We start from the raw sequence: 18,972 nt of genomic DNA on the forward strand, positions 1-18,972 counted from the left end.
CTATCCTTCTCACTATATTATACCATTTTCAAAAAAGAAAAGAACCTGAGATGTTAAATCTCAAGTTCTTTCTTAGGCTGAATCAATCACTGTTTGAAAGAAGGTCTGAATTATTCTTCGTCTTTTCTTTTCTTACGAGCAATCAATCCGAATCCACTCAAGGCTCCTAAAAGTCCAAGTGCTGCTAAGCTAGAGTGTGCTTCTGTACCTGTATTTGGAAGTTCACGTTGACCATCCATATACTGTGGTGTAGCAGGCTCTGCTGTTTGTTCTGGTGTCACTGGAACTACTGGTTGTTCAGGAGTCTCAGGTGTCACTGGAACAGGATTTGGTGCAGGACTAGGTTCTGGTTGAGGCGCTGGAGCCGGATTTGGTTGAGGTTGTGGAGTTGGTATATTACCACCTCCGCCACCATTGTTGCCACCACCATTATTTGGTGTATGAACAGGAATGTACTTAATTGGCGTATCTTGAGTTGGATCTGCCGGTACATCTGGTACTTCATATCCTTTCGTTGGATCGTTTGGATCAACTGGTTTCAATGGATTTCCATTTGGATCTACAGGGATAAATCCTGGTACGTAAGGTACTTTTGGTTTATCTGTTCCTGGTTTAGTTGGATCTTTCGGATCATTTGGATATGTGATTGGATTTGTTGGTGTTCCTGGAATATTTGGAATCCATGAACCCAACTTATCGTAAATCACTGTTTCATTGATATCCTTGATTGTATCAGGAGTTACTTGTACATCTTTAGTTGATGATTCTAGATCACCAGCTTTAGCGATGTATCCTTTCACAACTGGTACTGGGTATCCATTGAAGATATCATCGTTACGATCTGTTGTCCATTTACCATAAGTGATTACACCAGTTACTAAGTTCACTTTCGCCTCACGAGTGAACTTGATAGTTTCTGTACGAGTTTCAGAAACTTCTTTTCCATCACGATCTACATACTTAATTGTACGTGTAGCAGCTTTTTCAGTTACCATATCTTTCACTGAATCTGGCCATACTGGGCTGTTTGGATCGTTAGGGAATACTGGCTTGCCTGGTTCAGGTTTTGATGGAGTAATCGGTGTTCCATCTGGATTCTTCGGTAAGTTTGGATCGTTTGGATCAACTGGTTTACCTGGTGTAACTGGAATGATTCTTTCAGCTACTGTTACAGTAAATTTCTGATCTACCGATTTATCTTTATCAAATACTCTGTCTGTATCTTTAGATGGGAAGTTATTGTTAACTACTCTATATCCAGCTTTTTCAAGTTTTTCAATAGTCTTAGTTACTTCATCAACTTTAGACTTAGTGAAGTTAGCTCCTGAATCACCTTCATCAATTACTGGAGTTGATACTACTTTACCTTTTTCATCTACGAAGTTAGTGATAGCTTTTTGTTTATCAGTTACGTAAGTGATTCGCGTATCAGTTCCTGGATCTGTTGGTACTGGTGGTACTTCATATCCTTTAGTTGGATCGTTTGGATCTACTGGTGTTAATGGAACTAGTGGGTTATCCGGACTAATTGGTTTAGTTGGATCTTTTGGCACCACCGGTGTAGTTCCTGGGATATAAGGCACTTTAGGTTTATCAGTTCCAGGTTTAGTTGGATCTTTTGGATCGTTTGGATACGTAACCGGAGGAACTGGTGTAGAACCTTCTGGTACTTTTGGAATCCATGAACCAAGTTTAGTGTAGACAACTTCGATATTTTCATCTTTAGAGTCTGCAGTTAATCCTGTTGTAGCTGCTACTTCTTTTTGTTTGGCATCTTTCAGGATGTAGCCTTTAACGACTGGTGATTCAACTTTATCGAATGTTGTATCTCCATCTTTAGCTGTCCAGTTACCGTATGTGATTTCACCTGTTACAGAGTTAATCTTAGCTTCACGAGTGAATGTAACTTTATCTGTTACTTTCTTAGCCACTTCCTCACCTTTTTCGTTAACGTATGTGATTGTACGGTTCACGTGACGAGTTGTGTCAATCTTCTTAATTAGATCTTCTGTCCATTTTGGTCCATTAGGGTTGTTTGGATCGATTGGATCACCCGGTTTTGGTTTGTTTGGATCATTTGGATTTTCTGGATCAACTGGTTTAAGTGGCTCAACGTGTGGTTTAACCGTTACTTCGAAGACTTGATCTGCTTTTGTATCTTTATCGTAGTTCTTATCTGTAGCTGTTGTGAATCCGTCAGTTACTAAGTCATATCCAAGTTTCTTCAAGTCTGCAAGTTTATCTGCTGTTGAGTACTTGATTGGCTCTCCAGATTTACCTTCTAGGTTATCTGTATGAAGTACTGTTCCTGTTCCTTCTACCACATAAGTTACTTTCGCTTTTTGAGTATCTTTCTCATAAGTGATTTCAGTATCTTCTGTTGGGTTTTCAGGTGTTGGTGGAACATAACCTTTACTTGGATCGTTTGGATCTACTGGTTTCAGTGGATTTCCATTTGGATCTTTTGGAGTTGTTCCTGGAACATAAGGAATCGGTGTTGTTGGTGTTCCTGGTTTCGTTGGATCTGTTGGATCGTTTGGATATTGAGGTTTATCAATATTTGGAACTTCGAATCCTTCTGGTACTTTTGGTACATATTTACCTAGTGGTGTGTAAACGACATTCACTACTGAATCAGCTGCATCGTGAGCAACATTTTCTACTTTTTCAGCTGCTTTAATATCTGCAACATATCCTTCGATTACTGGAGATGTTACCTCAGCTAATGTTTGTGGTTCTGTCCAGTCAGAAGTATATGTGATTTCACCTGTTACTTTGTTTAGATCACCTTTACGAGAGTAACGAAGTTTTTGTTCTACAGTTGGACGAGCCTCTTGACCACGTTTATCAGCGTCTACTTTATCAGTATTTGCGTATCTGTAGTTGATTGTACGATTTACTTCATCTAGTAATCCAAGTTGTTCGTAAGTACGTTGTTTTGGATCTCCCGGTACTTTGTCTCCTGGTTTTGGAGTAACATTAGGATTATTTGGATCTAGCGGTTTATCTGGATCGATTGGAGTAATTCCTTCTTTAACGATTACGTAGTAAACTTGGCTAATTCCTTTATCACCTTTATCGTCTTTGTCATCGAATGTACGGTTTTCCTCAGCGTAGAATGCTACACGTTCTGCTGTATAAGCTGGATCAGTTGGTTCAACAACTTCATAACCTTTAGCTTCTAACTCAGCTTTAACGTTATCAACATTTGTTGTCTTGATTGCTTTACCTGTGTCTCCTGCTTCCGCAACTGATACGTGAACTGCAGTTCCATCAGCTTTAATGAAGTGAACTAGAGCTACTTGAGAACCATCCTTAACATACGTGATTGTAGTGTTTTGAGTTGGATCTTCCGGTACTTTTGGTACTTCATATCCTTTCGTTGGATCGTTAGGATCTTTCGGAGTTAATGGTTTACCGTTTGGTCCTACAGGTGTTGTTCCAGGGATGTATGGTACTACTGGAGTTTCAGCAGGTGTCCCTGGTTTTGTAGGATCGTTTGGATCATTTGGATATGGTTTTGGAGTTAAGTCAGTGTTCGCTGGAGGTGTTACTCCTTCAGGAATTACTGGTACATATGAACCAAGTTTACGGTAGATAATTGTTTCTTCACTATCTTTATCTGTAGCTTTAACATTTTCACGAGCTGTAGATTTAGCGGCTGAAGCTACATATCCAGGTTTATCTGGAGTTGTTATAGAATCGATTGTTGTATCGTCACCTTTAGCTTTCCAATCACTAAAGTTAGAGATTGCTCCAGTTACTGGATCTAAGTCAGCTGTACGAGTGAATGTTAATGTTTGGACATTATCAGGGATACCTGCATCTGATCCGTCAGCTAGTTTGTAGTGAACTGTGTGCGTTACTTCTTCGATTAATCCTAATTCTTTGTACGTACGACCTTTTGGATCGTTTGGTACTTTGTCTTCAGGTTTTGGAGTAACAGCTGGAGTATTTGGATCTGCTGGTTTAGAAGGATCTAATGTTACTGGTTTTGTAGTATAAACTACTGTTTCATTAATGTCTTCAGCAGTTGCTGTTACTTCTGATGCTGGTACAGTCACTTTATTTGGAGTGTAATTCTTAATTTCTGGTGAAGTTACTTCTTCAAATGTTTGAGCTGGTGACCAGTCTCCGAATGTAATCTTACCAGTTACTGGGTTAATTGTTGCTGAACGTTTGAACTCTTTCGTTTCTTCTACTGAATCAGCAGCCTTCTTACCGTCTGCATATACATAGTTGATTGTACGTTTAACTTCTTCTTTACGTCCATCTTCTAACTCTTTGATTAACTCTGGAGTCCATTTTGGTCCTGTTGGATTATTTGGATCAATTGGTTTATCTGGAGTTGGTGCTGGATCATTTGGATTTACAGTTACTGGTTTAATCGCTACAAGGACTTTGTATTCTTGGTTAGTCTTAGAGTCTGCATCAAACTTACCATTTTCTGGGTAGTTGTTTTCAACAACTGTATATCCTTTAGCTTTCAGAGCTTCGATTGTAGCTGTTACTTCTGTACCTTTCGTAAATGCTTTTCCTGTATCTCCAGTATCAACGATTGATTGAGCCACTCCACCTTTTTCAGTCTTATCCGTTTCACTGTTTACTTCAATGAAATGAACAACCGCTACTTGAGAACCATCTTTCGTATAAACAATTGTTGTATCCTCAGTTGGATTTGTTGGTGTTGGTGGGTTATAACCTTTCGTTGGATCGTTAGGATCTTTTTGAGTTAATGGTTGTCCATCTGGTCCTACTGGTGTTGTTCCTGGAACATATGGAATCGTTGTTGTTGGTGTTCCTGGTTTTGTAGGGTCATCTGGATTGTTTGGATATTGTGGATTTTCAATTGTCGGAGGAGTGAATCCTTCTGGAACAACTGGTACAAATTTACCTAAATCTTTATAGATAACTTTTTCAATAATATCTTTATCCGTTGCATTAACACCCGTTACATCTTGCTTAGATGACTCAACATCTCCTGTAGCTACGTATCCAGTTTTAACTGGTACTACAGCTTTACCTTCAAGAGTTGTATCGTTATCTTTAGCAGTCCATTCACTATAAGTAATTTCACCTGTAACTCCATTTACTGATGCTGTACGTGTGAAGCTTACTGTAGTTTCATGTTTAGGTTCTGCATCAGTTCCACGTTTAGAAGTATCTGCTACATCATCTGCATAAGTATACGTAATTGTACGTTTTACTTCTTCTGCCAGTTTAAGATCTTTATATTTTGGTCCATTTGGATTTTTTGGATCTACTGGTTTTTCAGGATCGAAGTTTGGATCTTTTGGATCAATTGTAATTTGTTTTGTTTTGTAAACTACAACTTCTTCATAATCAGCAGCATCTGCCGTCACAGTTTTCGCTGGTACGTCACTTACTGTTGGATTACTTACTAATGCTGAAGTGTATCCGTCAATTGTAGGAGTTATTACAGCTTCAAATCCATCAGTTGTCTTAGGTGTCCATGCTCCATATTCAACTTCTCCTGTCACAAGGTTAACTTTAGCTGTTCTAGTAAATTCAAGCGTTTGAACTTTCTTAGCTACAACATCTGTTCCAAGTTTGCCATCTTCTACTGGAGTTGCATTTTCATATACATACTTGATTGTACGTGTTACAGATTCAGTTGTCTTCAAGTCTTTAACAGATTCTGGCCATTTTGGTCCATCTGGTTTTGTTGGATCTACTGGTTGACCTGGTTCTGGTTTCACATAACCTGGAGTTGTTGGATCAGTTGGAATATCTTTAACAATCGGTTTGAATGTTACTGTATACTCTTGGTTTGTTGATGCATCAGCGTCAAATACTTTTTCAGCATCTGTTGATGGATAATCTTTTTCACCTGCATTTACATTAGCTACTTTTTCATATCCACGAGCTAAGATCTTATTGATTGCCGCAGTAACATCCGCATCTTTCGTAAAGGCTTTACCTGTATCTCCTGTATCGACTACTGATGGTTCTAATCCTTTACCAGTTGTATCTACAAATTTCGTTACAGCTACTTGAGAACCATCTTTCGTATAAACGATTGTTGTATCCCCTGTTGGTGTTGTTGGAGCTGGTGGTAAGTATCCTTCTTCTTTATTAGCAGGGTTTTTCGGTGTCAACGGTTGTCCATCTGGTCCTACTGGTGTTGTTCCTGGAACATATGGAATCGTTGTTGTAGTTGTTGGATCACCTGGTTTAGATGGATCATCTGAGTTTGGATATTGTGGATTTTGAATTGTAGGAGGAGTGAATCCTTCTGGTACAACTGGTACATATTTACCTAGTGCTTTATACACTACTTTTTCCGTAATATCTTTATCTTCTGCTTTAACTGATGTTACATCTTTCTTAGATGAATCTACATCGCCTGTCGCTACATAACCTGCTACTTTAGGAAGTTCTGCTTTTCCTTCTAATGTAGTGTCATTATCTTTAGCTTCCCATTCTCCGTATGTGATTTCTCCTGTTACTGGGTTCACTTGAGCTACACGAGTATAGTTCACTTTTGTAGTGAATGGATCAGCTACATTCGTTCCAGCTTTATTGCCATCTTTTTCAGCTTGGTTCAATTCACTTGCTTCTGTTGAGTAAGTGTACGAAATTGTACGTGTTACTTCTTCAGTATTTTTCAATTTCGCAAGTAATTCGTCAGTCCATTTTGGTCCATTTGGATCATTTGGATTAATTGGCTCATCTTTCTTAGGTTCTTTATAACCTGGAGCTTTGGGATCAACAGTGATTAGTTTAGTTTTGTATACTACTACTTCTTCGAAGTCTTTATCTGTAGCCGCAACAGTTTTCTCTGGTACATCAGCTGTTGTTGGAGTTACACCTGCAACTGCCGCTGTGTATTTCTCTAATACTGGAGATGTTACTGCTTCGAATTTTTGGTTCGCTGACCAATCTCCGTATGTGATTTCTCCTGTCGCAACATTAATCTTACCAGGACGAGTAAATTTAAGTGTTTTAACTTTCTTGTCAGCTACACTTGTTAGATTAGATTCTGCTACTGGAGTACCGTCTTCGTATACATACTTAATTGTACGTGTTACTTCTTCTTGTACTTTTACAGCGTTGATTAATGCTTCAGTCCATTTTGGTCCATCTGGATTACTTGGATCGAGTGGTGTTACACCTGGAGTTGGTTTTGGATTATCGTTACTTGCTGGTTTTGTTGGATCAAATGATGGAATATCTACTACTTTAGCTTTGAATTTCACCACATATTCTTGATCAACTGCAGCATCTTTATCGAATTTGTCTGTTGATACAAATCCGTTATTTACAAGTTCGTAACCTTTCTTAGCAAGCTCAGCAATCTTATCAGTTACTGAAGTTGCTGTTGTTGCTGGGTAAGCTGCTTCTGATTTACCTGTCACAACAACTGGATCTGCAAGACCAGGAGTAATGACTTTATTTGTATTAGTAGGATCTACTTCTACAAACTTAACTACAGCTTTTTGAGCAACTGGAGTATAAAGTACTGTAATCTTGTAATCATCTGCTTCTGCATCAATTGCTGCAGTTGCTTCTACAGTAGCGTTATCTGGAACATAACCAGTTACTTCTGGAGAGTTAACAAGGTTAAATTTATCATCTTTTACTTTTTCTGCATCAGATAATTTAATTGCATCGTTAGATGTTCCACCTACTGGAGTCCATGGTCCAAATGTAACGATTGATTTTTGAGTATCTGTTGCATCTGCTGCGATTGCTTTGTTTGTGATGTGGTCGTAGTAAACTGTACGAGCTTTGTATTCTTCAGGAGAATCATATCCACTCTTATCTAATACCGCTTTGTAAGTTGCGTATTCTGTTGGATATACTTTCGCAGCTAATGTGTAATCGATTGTACGGTCACGTTCAAAGTGAAGTGTTTCAGTCACTGTTGGTGCAGCTGTTGTTCCACGTTTATCAGTTGGTACATCATCTGTACTAGCATATTTATACTCAATTGTACGTGTTACTTCTTGAGTATCTTTAATTTTACGAGTAACTTTCTTGTGACGTAGGTAAACATTGAATGCTTGGTCTACTTCTTTATCATCATCGAACTTACGTCCACCTTCAACTGGATTCCCCTGAGTATTATTTGTAAAGTCATCTGTTACTAATTCATAACCAAGGTCTTCATATTTCTTGATTGTTTCAGCTGTTGTATAAGGAATCTTCGTATGAGATTTACCTTGAAGCGTTGTAACACCATAAGTTGTTTTCGCATCTGCACCTGTTGCAGGAGCTGGATTAGCGTTTTGAACTTCAAGAATACGGGCATCACCTGTTGCATCTAAGTCAATGTAGGTTACTTTAGCTTTTTGAGTATCAGCTTTGTAAACAACATACATATCGAAATCATCTTTGTCGTCTGAACGAACTTCTGATACTAATGGTTCGTATGCACCAACGTCCTTAGTATTGTCAGCTACTGGAGTATATAATCCAACACGTTGTTTACCATTGTGGATGTGTCCCATCTTACCACCAGCATTAGGTGTGAAGTTAGCTGTTACTACTTCAGCTGTATATCCTTTAACTGTTGGTGAGATAATTTCTTTGAATTTAGAGTTTTCATCACTTGAAGCTGTCCATTTACCGATGATAATTGAACCTTGGTTGAACTTAGTACCTGCTGGAATTGTATCTCCAACATTGTAAACATGTCCAGTTGCATCTGTAACTTGGTTTGTCGTAACCATCTCTTTATCAGTTTCACCTGCTTCAGAGAAAATCTTGTAATCACGAGTATAATCAATCGTTTGTGTACGAGTAACTGGCGTATTGTCGATTGCTACGATTGGGTCATTATCTTTATATGAATCTTGACTAGATGGATTATCATTAGCATTCTCGTATACATAGTGAATTGTACGAGTGATAGATGCTTTTGACTGAGGTTTAACGATTGGTGTATACGTAGCTTTACCATAATCAGTACCATACTGGCTAGTTACAGGGTCTCCTGCTACTTTATCGTTATAGTCAACATCTGGTTGTTGTTTTGTTACACCTGTACCTGTTCCTACGAATTTAGGAACTGGAGTAAATGTGATTTCACCGGTATCTTGATTTAATGTGTAAGTACCTTCGTTTTCAATAACGATTTCTGTGTCCGTTACTTTAGTATAACGACGTGGAACACTTGTCACTTCTCCAGTCTCAGGATCGAGATGAACTGCATTTGGAAGAGTCACATTCATTAAGTCTTCGTAAGTAGCAGCTGTACGAGTTCCTTTTGGAATCACATCTTTGTTAGCGCTATAAGTTGTACCGTTTAATGTGATACTCTCACCTTTCGGAACAAGTTGATCTGCAGAAGTTTCATTCGCTAATCTTGAAATCTTATTTCCTGTTTCACGCGGAATTGTTTGTCCAGTATTATAAGTTACATTGTCGAATGTATTATTAGCTGAATTAGTAAATGGCGTATTGATAGTAGCTCCTGCTGGAATTTTTTCTCCTGCTGGAATTGTTTGCTCTGTTCCATTCGCTAATGTTACTTTTACTTCCACTGGTGCTGGGTGATTGCTTTGAGGTTTAGCTCCTGCTGGAATCAATGTACCTGAAACTAAACGAATATTATTTACAGATACATTCCCTGTTCCTGTAACATTCACATCACCAGTATTCGCTATTGTAGTTCCTGCTGGAATTTTATCTGATGGTTTGTATGTGACTGTTGTTCCATCTGTTAATGTAAGAGTTGTTTCCTTATCGACAGTTGTATCTTCTGTATATAGTTTCCCAGGAGTTTCTTTTCTAGTTGCAAAAGTTGGTTTCTCACTTGTATTTAGAATATCAACTCGTTTAGAAGTTTCTACAGATTCATTTGTGATAGTTTCAACTGTTCCTTTTGTCGGAATTGAAGGATTAGATGATTGTGGTTTTCCTTGAACATCCTCCGTAGTAGTATCTTCTCCTACTGGACGAACATCGATTACCGTTGGAATATAACTAGTATCCATAGACTTGGCACCATTATTTCCATTGTTTACATTTTCTAAGATCTTATCTTTTTCTGCTAAAGTCGTACTTGTTAGAGATTCTTTAATTGTATCTTCTGTAGCTTCCCATCCAGTGTGACTTCCATTATCATCCCACGCGCGGATAGCTACCCCTTTAGCTGTACCTACAAATCCTGCTTCTGGTTGAAAACTAATCTTAGTAAAGCTTAGAGAACCTTGTGTAGTATTCTTACCTTCTGCAGAACCTTCATTTAGTTTATAAACCCCAACTTTATTCCCAGCTGTATCATATTCAGTATATTCAGATAAGTAATATTCAGTCTTACCTGTCAATTTATTCGTTACTTTAACAGCTGTACCAAGAGTATTTCCTCTTGCATCTTTAACAACAACTTCCGTACCGTTATAGATTGTTTGGCTTAAGTGGTCTTTTACTTCAACAGTCTTACCAGTTGGTTCTTCAGATTTAACAACCGTATCATTTAACACCATCTTAGGCGCCGTATTATTATCAATTTCCGCCCATTGTTTATAGTTAGATTCAATTGTTTTACCACTAGCCTTGAACATAGCGTTGGTAGGGAAATTCACTTCTTGTTTTTTCCCTTGAAAATCTTTTGTTTCATGACGTGTTCCACGAGGTGGGTGAATAACGTTCGCAACAAAGTCTTCTACTTCCCCTGAAGACGCTAATCCTGTTGGTAATCTTAAGTCGTTTTTGTCTACAGAAACACGTAAACGAACACCAAGATTATCTACTGATGTGTTTAATAATTGAGGTGTATTTTTGAAGGTGATATCATATGTTCCATCAGCATTAGCTGTTACTAATTCAGATGATTCATAAAGGTCGAATCTACCATTTCCGTTAAAGTCAACCCATCCACGAACATAAGCTACGTCATTATTAACACCACGGTTAACTTTGACACCTTTTAAGATATATTCATTTTCACTTGCATGACGCAGTGTATATTTAGTTGCTGCAGCTGGGTCAAGAAGTTGTCCTTCACCTTCATCGGGAAGGTTACCTACACCAAGTCCGCGTGTTGCTTGGTTGTATAAACCTTTAATTGGTAAATTATCTCCACCTGGTAAAGTATTAGCTGTTGATAGAATTTCACCATTTTTAATCGCTACTTGAGTACCATCAGACATATGAATGACAGGATTTTTACCATCTAATAAGTATGTTCCTGATTGACCTTTTGAGTTTGTAACTTGAGTTGAACCACTAACAAGACTGATTTCTTTATAGTCTTCTGAGTTAACTAAGTCGTCAAGTACCCATGCACCATTTGGCTCAGCGATTGTTGTACGGAAGTCTGAATCTGCAGGAACATCTCCTAAATATGGTTGTGTCGCAGTTACTTGTTTTCCATCTTTTTCTTTATTAAAGTTACCGATGATGTGTTGTGCAGAACCATAAGAAGCTGGGGCATCTCCACCATCATAAATAACGAAACCTATAGTTGCTGATTGGCTACCATTGGCATTAATGTAAACACCTAAATTTTCAACATTTTGAGTAAGACCTATAGGAAGATCGTATCCATTATTAATACCAGAATCAAAAGGTCCAAATAATTGACTTCCATAACCTGTTTCTGTTTTATTCGTCCATTCAGAAAGTTTATAACCTGTAGACAACGGAGCATTTGTTTTTCTGTCGAAAGTACTTAAAAAGTTACCATTACCTTCTCTATTAGGGAATAAACCTTTTGAGTTTGTTTTATTTTTATTCAAACGCATGAATTCTTCCCAAGGTGTACCATCAGATTCAAACTGAGTGAACTCCGCCACACTTAAGTCTTCTGAGTCAGCCGCAATAGCATTAACCGCTACTGGACGTCCATTATATGTTGCTGACAATTGGAACTTAACCCCAACGTTACCACCATCATAAGCTGAAGAAAAGGCTGTTAATCGTTCACGAGTTACCCCATTTGAATCTTTATATTTAGTTTCAAATCCAGCTAATCGTAAATGACTCCAGTTTGGATCCAGTCTTGTTACAATGACATCTTCACGTTGAACAACACCATCAACAGGACTTCTGTTGATATTTTCAGGTTCACCATTAGCTTTATTTAGAGTATATGTTTCTGTAGTAACTTTTTTACGAGAAAGGGAACTTACTGTTGCACTTAATGTATAACCTTTTACCTTAGTTGGTACATTGAAACGCATTCCTTCTTGAAGAACCTCAAATATTTCATTATTAAATCGTCCTTCAGATAGACCTTGTTGCACTTCATGTTTCACATGATCATATGTTTTCCATAACGTATACTTAGCTAATCCAGATTTCAAAAATGCTGGATCGTTCGTTTTCTTACCTACTAATTCTGGATGTGTAGTCGACTCAAGAACTGTACGAACCATTGTAAAACGTCCACGCTCTTGACGTCCTTTTGAGCTAGTGAAATCAACCATAGCTGGATTATTAACATATTCAACAGGTCCTACTTTCGTTCCATCAGCATATGTAATAGACGCAGTAGCGAAGTCAAACCAGTTGATTGCTTCACGAAGTTGACTAAAGTTTTTCTCACCAGCTGAACCATAAGCTACATCACCAATAGCAAAACCATGTGTTGTATTACCATTTTGGTCTACTCTTCCATTTGCTAGCGTTACTGTCGCTACGGCTAAACCTGTGTTTCCTTTTCGTTTAACTTCGATTTTATCTTCAGCAGTTAACGTCGGGTTTGCTGTACGAATCTCTTTTTCAATCGCACGCGCTTCTTCCTCAGTAATATCACCAACATTATTAACAACAACTTTATTAATAGGATTAGTAATAGCTACTGTAGAACCTGCTGGGTCTGCCAACACTGCTTCAACTTTACCTACGTGTCCTGCACGTTTCATCTCTGCGTAGACTGCTTCGATAGCAGATGAGATACGTTGGAGTTGAAGATTCAATTGCTCAGCGGTAACATCTTTTTCGTTTAGAACTTTCTTAGATGCAGTAATTTCTACTTTCGCCGCTGCTACTGCAGCAGCAATAGCTTCTTTAGAAGACTTATCTTCAACTTTTTTCTCAGCATAGTTTGCTGCAGTTGTATTAAGAACTTCAGCTTCAGAAGTCAATTGTTCAAGGATTTTCTTTGTAGCAGTAATTGGATTTTCTGCTTTCTTTTCATCCTTTTTATCAGCTTTTTCATCAACTGTTTTATCAACTTTTTTGTCTGTTGAAGGAGCAGTTAGTGTTGCTTTTTCTTTGTCAGATACTTCTGTTTTTTCAGCTGTATCTGTTTCAGATGCTTTTTCATCCTTTTTAGATACTTCAGCAGCTAACTTCGCGATTTCTTCTTCGCTCAACTCTTTTTTATCTAGAACAGGAGCACCTGTTGTAGCTTCAGTAGCTGGCAAGGTCACATTAGCCGGAGTAGCTGCCGCCTCAGCATCTTTTGAAGTAGGGGTTACGGCTTCTGTTTTATTTTCAGTAGTTGCTTCTTCTGCCTTGGCAGTCGTTTGGGCAGCACCCAAAATCAAGGCTGTCCCCAACAACACACTCGCAGCACCAAAATGGTACTTACGAATAGAGAAACGTTGGCTTAAGCCATACCAATCAAAAGATTTATTTTTTTGTCTTTTTGATTTATACACAATGTTAACTTTCCTTTTTTAATTATGCAACTGCAAGTTACAGTTATATAGTATATATTTTATCACAAAAACACTATCAGTTCAAGAAAAATAATTATATATATATATATATATATATATATATATCAATACATTTTTGTTGTTTTTGATTTTATCTTTGGTATTTTTTTAATTTTTTGATATAATAAATTAAAGTATAATTTCACTGGAGGTTCTATGCGTTTTAATCAATTCAGCTATTTAGCGCTACCTAGAGATACAATTATCTTTGAATTAAAAAAGTATGGATTTGATTTACCAGTCAACATTACAAATAAACAAATGCTTGAAGCGTTTCTTATTCGTTTCTTTTTTAATTTTAAAAACAGCTCCTATCCTCTATCAAGTTTAGCAGTTGATACAGAAACTGACTTATTGACATTTTTTCAATCAGATAAAGAGTTGACTGCAGATATTTTCTATACTGTGGCTTTTCAACTTTTAGGTTTTTCTTATTTGGTTGACTTTGAAGACAGTGATGTTTTCCGTAAAGAAACTGGTTTTCCCATCGTATACGGTGATTTGATTGAAAATCTCTATCAATTACTCAATACTCGCACTAAAAAAGGGAATACTCTTATCGACCAACTTGTTAGTGACGGTCTTATTCCTGAGGATAATGACTATCACTACTTTAACGGTAAGAGTTTGGCTACTTTTTCTAGCCATGATGTCATTCGAGAAGTCGTTTACGTTGAGTCTCGTGTCGATACTGACCAAAAAGGTCTACCAGACCTAGTCAAGGTCAGCATTATTCGTCCTCGTTATGACGGGCAAATCCCTGCTATCATGACTGCTAGTCCCTATCATCAGGGAACCAATGATAAAGCCAGCGACAAGGCTCTCTACAAAATGGAGGGCGATCTCGAGGTTAAGCCCGCTCATGAGATTGAGCTAGAGGAGCCTCAACTAAATCTCGTCCAATCCCAAGGTCAAGCTGAGCTTGTGTCAGAAGCTGAGGAAAAGCTAACGCATATAAACGCTAGCTATAGTCTCAACGACTACTTCCTTCCACGTGGTTTTGCTAATCTCTATGTCTCAGGCGTTGGAACCAAAGACTCTACAGGTTTCATGACTAATGGGGACTACCAGCAAATCGAGGCTTATAAAAATGTCATCGACTGGCTCAATGGCCGTTGCCGTGCCTTTACCGACCACACGTGCCAACGTCAAGTCAAGGCTGACTGGTCAAACGGAAAAGTAGCTACAACTGGACTTTCCTATCTAGGTACCATGTCCAATGGTCTTGCGACTACAGGTGTAGATGGTTTAGAGGTTATTATTGCCGAGGCTGGTATTTCTTCGTGGTACAACTACTACCGTGAAAACGGTCTAGTAACTAGCCCAGGTGGTTATCCAGGTGAGGACTTTGACTCCCTTGCTGAACTAACCTACTCTCGTAATCTCTTGGCTGGTGACTATATCCGTGGTAATGAGGCTCACCAAGCTGACTTAGAAAAAGTAAAAGAGCAGTTAGATCGCAAATCTGGTGACTACAATCAATTTTGGCATGATCGCAATTATCTGCTCAATGCCCATAAGGTAAAGGCAGAGGTTGTCTTTACTCATGGTTCACAGGATTGGAATGTCAAACCACTTCATGTTTACCAGATGTTTCACGCCCTTCCTGCTCATATAAACAAGCATCTCTTTTTCCATAATGGCGCCCATGTGTACATGAACAACTGGCAGTCCATTGACTTCCGTGAGTCCATGAACGCCTTATTGACAAAGAAATTACTGGGACAAGATACAGATTTCCAACTTCCTACTGTCATTTGGCAGGACAATACAGCCCCTCAGACTTGGCTATCACTTGATACCTTCGGTGGGCAAGAAAACTTTGAAACCTTCTCACTTGGTCAAGAAGAGAAAGTCATTCAAAACCAGTACCCAGATAAGGATTTTGAGCGCTATGGTAAGACCTACCAGACCTTCAATACAGAACTCTATCAAGGAAAAACCAATCAGATTACTATTGACCTTCCTGTAACCAAAGATCTTCACTTGAACGGTCGTGCCCAACTCAATCTTCGTATCAAATCCAGTATAAATAAGGGGCTCTTATCTGCCCAACTGCTAGAATTTGGACAGAAGAAATACCTGCAACCTTATCCAGCTGTTTTAAGTGCTAGAACCATTGACAACGGTCGCTACCACATGTTGGAAAATCTCTGTGAATTGCCATTTCGTGAAAATGCGCAACGAGTCGTGACAAAAGGCTATCTCAATTTACAAAATAGAAATGGTTTACTGTTGGTAGAGGATATTACTGCAGATGAATGGATGGATATCCAGTTTGAACTGCAACCAACTATTTACAAGCTAAAAGAAGGAGATACCCTTCGTTTAGTTCTCTATACTACTGACTTTGAAATCACCATACGTGACAATACCGCTTACCAGCTGACTGTCGATCTTGAACAGTCTAGTCTTATCCTACCTTGTCAAAAGGTATAATATCAGACTTTCAATATGGAACTATTTCCACTTGAACTGTTAATCAACACATAAACTTGGTATCAAATTCAATCCCAATATGGGCTTATGATAGGTCTACACGGGAGCTTAGACAAAAGATACTAAGACTCTAACCAACATGTACAATCACTAATACTACTCGCTACCATACCACATGTTGGAAAAGCTCTGTGAATTTCCATTTGGCATAAATTCACAACAAGTCGTGACAAAAGGCTACCCTAATTGAGTGATTTACTGTTAGTAGAGGACACCAATGTAGATAAACAGATAGATACCCAATTCATCTACACCCAACTAGTGACAAGTTAAAAGAGAGAGATTCTCTCCGTTTAGTCCTATACTACTTACTTTGAAATCATCATACGTGACAATACCGCTTACCACCCGACTGACAATCTCGTTCAGTCCACGCTTTCTGTATCTAGTACAAGGAGTAACATTTTATGAATAAATCTGAACACCGACACCAACTCATACGAGCTCTTGTAACAAAAAACAAGATTCATACTCAAGCTGAGCTACAAGCTCTTCTTGCCGATAATGATATTCAAGTTACACAAGCTACACTTTCGAGAGATATTAAAAGTATGAACCTTTCAAAAGTACGAGAAGAAGACAACTCTTACTACGTGCTCAATGCAGGTTCAACCTCAAAATGGGAAAAACGTCTCGAAATTTATATGGAAGATGCTCTTGTCTTGATGCGTCCAGTTCAACACCAAGTCCTACTAAAAACCCTTCCTGGGCTTGCTCAATCCTTTGGTTCTATCATTGATGCTTTGAGCTTTCCTGACGCTATCGCTACCCTCTGTGGCGATGATGTCTGTCTTGTCATCTGTGAAGATGCAGAAGCTGCTCAAAAATGCTTTGAAGAACTGAAAAAATTCGCTCCACCATTTTTCTTTGAAGAATAAAAAATTCCGTGTCTAATCTGGCACGGAATCTTTTTATCTATTTTACTGAGATGGATTGTCTTTTTTAGTTCGTGCCAATCTCAGGGCACGATTTGGATTGAGACGATTAAACAGTTCTTCCAATTTCTTTTCATTCCAAACATCTGCGGCGGAAACGAAATTGCCATCCGCATCTCGGAAAGATATCGGTTTATCTCCCATAACAGTCTCCTAGTCTACAAATTCAAACTCAAATTTACCAATGCGGACCAAGTCCCCATCCTTAGCACCACGCGCACGAAGGGCTTCATCAACCCCCATACCACGAAGCTGGCGAGCAAATTTCATGACTGATTCGTCACGATCAAAGTTGGTCATATTAAAGAGTTTCATGAGTTTTTCACCAGAAAGTACCCATGTCGCATCGTCATCACGACTAATTTCAAAGGCCTTCTCTTCCTCGTCAAATCCATAGTAAGCTTCTTCTTCCATATCTGACTCATCATAGAGCAAGAATTCTGGTGTCTTATCTAACAATTCAGCTGTCGCATCCAAAAGTGTAGCCAGACCTTGCTTAGTCAAACCAGATATTGGGAAAATAGCTGGTAACTCTTCAAATTCATCGTAGTTTTCAGCCAATTTTTTCTTGAATTCTACAAGATTTTCCTGACTCTCAGGCATGTCCATCTTATTGGCTACGATAATCTGTGGACGCTCCATGAGGCGAAGATTGTATGACTCCAGCTCCTTATTGATGGCAAGATAATCCTCATAAGGATCACGGCCTTCGCTAGCTGACATATCAATAATATGAAGGATCACACGTGTACGCTCGATGTGACGGAGGAACTGGGTTCCCAAACCAACACCTTGACTAGCTCCTTCAATCAAACCTGGTAAATCAGCTACTGCAAAGGATTCACCTGATTGGGTACGAACCATACCTAAATTTGGCACAATAGTGGTAAAGTGGTAGGCACCGATTTTTGGTTTAGCAGATGTGATAACACTTAAAAGTGTTGATTTCCCAACAGATGGAAAGCCTACTAAACCAACATCCGCAAGGATTTTAAGTTCCAATTGTAACTCGCGTTCCTGACCTGGTTCTCCATTTTCAGAGATTTCCGGTGCAGGATTTTTTGGTGTCGCAAAGCGAATATTTCCACGTCCACCACGACCTCCGTGCGCAACAATAAATTCTTGACCGTGTTCAATCAAATCTGTCAAGACCTTGCCTGTCTCCGCATCACGAACAGTCGTACCTTGTGGTACTCGAACTCTAAGGTCCTCAGCACCACGACCATGCATCCCTTTGGTCATTCCTTTCTCACCAGAATCAGCCTTGAAATGACGATTGTAGCGGAAATCCATCAAGGTACGTAAACCTTCGTCTACAACGAAGACCACATTTCCTCCACGACCACCGTCACCACCCCAAGGACCGCCATTAGGGACATATTTTTCACGACGAAAGGCAACCATGCCATCGCCACCATTACCAGCCTTGACCTTAATCTTGGCCGTATCTAAAAACATACTCATTTTTTCTTCTCACTTTAAAAAAGGGCTGGGAAATCCCAGTCACTAAATTTTCTTGAATCTATTTTATAGATTACTGAGGGCACCAATTGCAGTTGCAAAAATTCCCAATAAACTTGCTACTAGCATGATAATCACGATAAACAAGGTTATTTTCTCAAACATAGTTTTTTTACGATTTCCATTATCTCCAAATGCCATTTTTCTCTCCTTCGTTACATTCTATTTTCTATTATCTTAGCATGAATTTAGCTAGTTTTCAATAGTCAGTTGCTACTGGTGCGATAATCCATAAAATGATATAAGCTACAATTCCCGCTCCGTAACAGCAAGCAAGGACACCCCATATTACGCGAACGATAGTTGGATCCATATCTAGATAATGGGCCACCCCGGCACAAACACCAGCAATCTTTTTATCACGACCGCTTCTCATTAAT

The 18,972-nt window shown here is 38.8% G+C and carries 7 protein-coding genes; 2 read left to right on the forward strand and 5 right to left on the reverse strand.

The features are described from left to right. Positions 1-110: 110 nt before the first annotated feature. The gene (locus tag O3664_RS03790; RefSeq protein WP_371613650.1) at positions 111-13,577 is read right to left on the reverse strand and encodes a GEVED domain-containing protein; all 13,467 of its coding nucleotides are present in this window, start codon (positions 13,575-13,577) and stop codon (positions 111-113) included. 216 nt (positions 13,578-13,793) lie between these two features. Between O3664_RS03790 and O3664_RS03795 the strand changes: the two genes are divergently transcribed. Both O3664_RS03795 and O3664_RS03800 read left to right on the forward strand, forming a co-directional pair. Further along, entirely contained in the window at positions 13,794-16,076 is a 2,283-nt protein-coding gene (locus O3664_RS03795) for a Xaa-Pro dipeptidyl-peptidase (protein ID WP_371613651.1), read from the forward strand. A gap of 467 nt (positions 16,077-16,543) precedes the next feature. After that, positions 16,544-17,014: an arginine repressor gene (locus O3664_RS03800; RefSeq protein ID WP_020901801.1), complete on the forward strand. Its 471-nt coding sequence runs from the start codon at positions 16,544-16,546 to the stop codon at positions 17,012-17,014. 42 nt (positions 17,015-17,056) lie between these two features. Here O3664_RS03800 and O3664_RS03805 read toward each other — a convergent pair whose 3' ends face one another. The 4 genes from O3664_RS03805 to O3664_RS03820 all read right to left on the reverse strand — a co-directional run bounded on the left by O3664_RS03805 (position 17,057) and on the right by O3664_RS03820 (position 18,968). Beyond that, positions 17,057-17,215 (reverse strand): hypothetical protein, encoded by a 159-nt coding sequence (locus tag O3664_RS03805; RefSeq protein WP_007284777.1) that lies wholly within the window; start codon positions 17,213-17,215, stop codon positions 17,057-17,059. 9 nt (positions 17,216-17,224) lie between these two features. Continuing rightward, positions 17,225-18,535, reverse strand: coding sequence for a GTPase ObgE (gene obgE, locus O3664_RS03810; RefSeq protein ID WP_000061647.1), 1,311 nt, complete (start codon positions 18,533-18,535; stop codon positions 17,225-17,227). A 63-nt stretch (positions 18,536-18,598) separates the two neighbouring features. Beyond that, on the reverse strand, positions 18,599-18,733 hold the full coding sequence (locus O3664_RS03815; RefSeq protein ID WP_000863859.1) for a DUF4044 domain-containing protein: 135 nt from the start codon (positions 18,731-18,733) through the stop codon (positions 18,599-18,601). A 58-nt stretch (positions 18,734-18,791) separates the two neighbouring features. After that, positions 18,792-18,968, reverse strand: a complete 177-nt coding sequence (locus O3664_RS03820) for a PspC domain-containing protein (RefSeq protein ID WP_016399487.1) — start codon at positions 18,966-18,968, stop codon at positions 18,792-18,794. Positions 18,969-18,972: the final 4 nt, after the last annotated feature.

This window comes from Streptococcus sp. 27098_8_109 (assembly GCF_041432295.1).
Lineage (GTDB): Bacteria > Bacillota > Bacilli > Lactobacillales > Streptococcaceae > Streptococcus.

Excerpts from the sequence above, each read along its gene's own strand:
- O3664_RS03815 (WP_000863859.1), bottom strand. The coding sequence starts at position 18,733 with ATGGCATTTGGAGATAATGGAAATCGTAAAAAAACTATGTTTGAGAAA.
- O3664_RS03805 (WP_007284777.1), bottom strand. The coding sequence starts at position 17,215 with ATGGGAGATAAACCGATATCTTTCCGAGATGCGGATGGCAATTTCGTT.
- O3664_RS03820 (WP_016399487.1), bottom strand. The coding sequence starts at position 18,968 with ATGAGAAGCGGTCGTGATAAAAAGATTGCTGGTGTTTGTGCCGGGGTG.
- O3664_RS03795 (WP_371613651.1), top strand. The coding sequence starts at position 13,794 with ATGCGTTTTAATCAATTCAGCTATTTAGCGCTACCTAGAGATACAATT.
- obgE (WP_000061647.1), bottom strand. The coding sequence starts at position 18,535 with ATGAGTATGTTTTTAGATACGGCCAAGATTAAGGTCAAGGCTGGTAAT.
- O3664_RS03800 (WP_020901801.1), top strand. The coding sequence starts at position 16,544 with ATGAATAAATCTGAACACCGACACCAACTCATACGAGCTCTTGTAACA.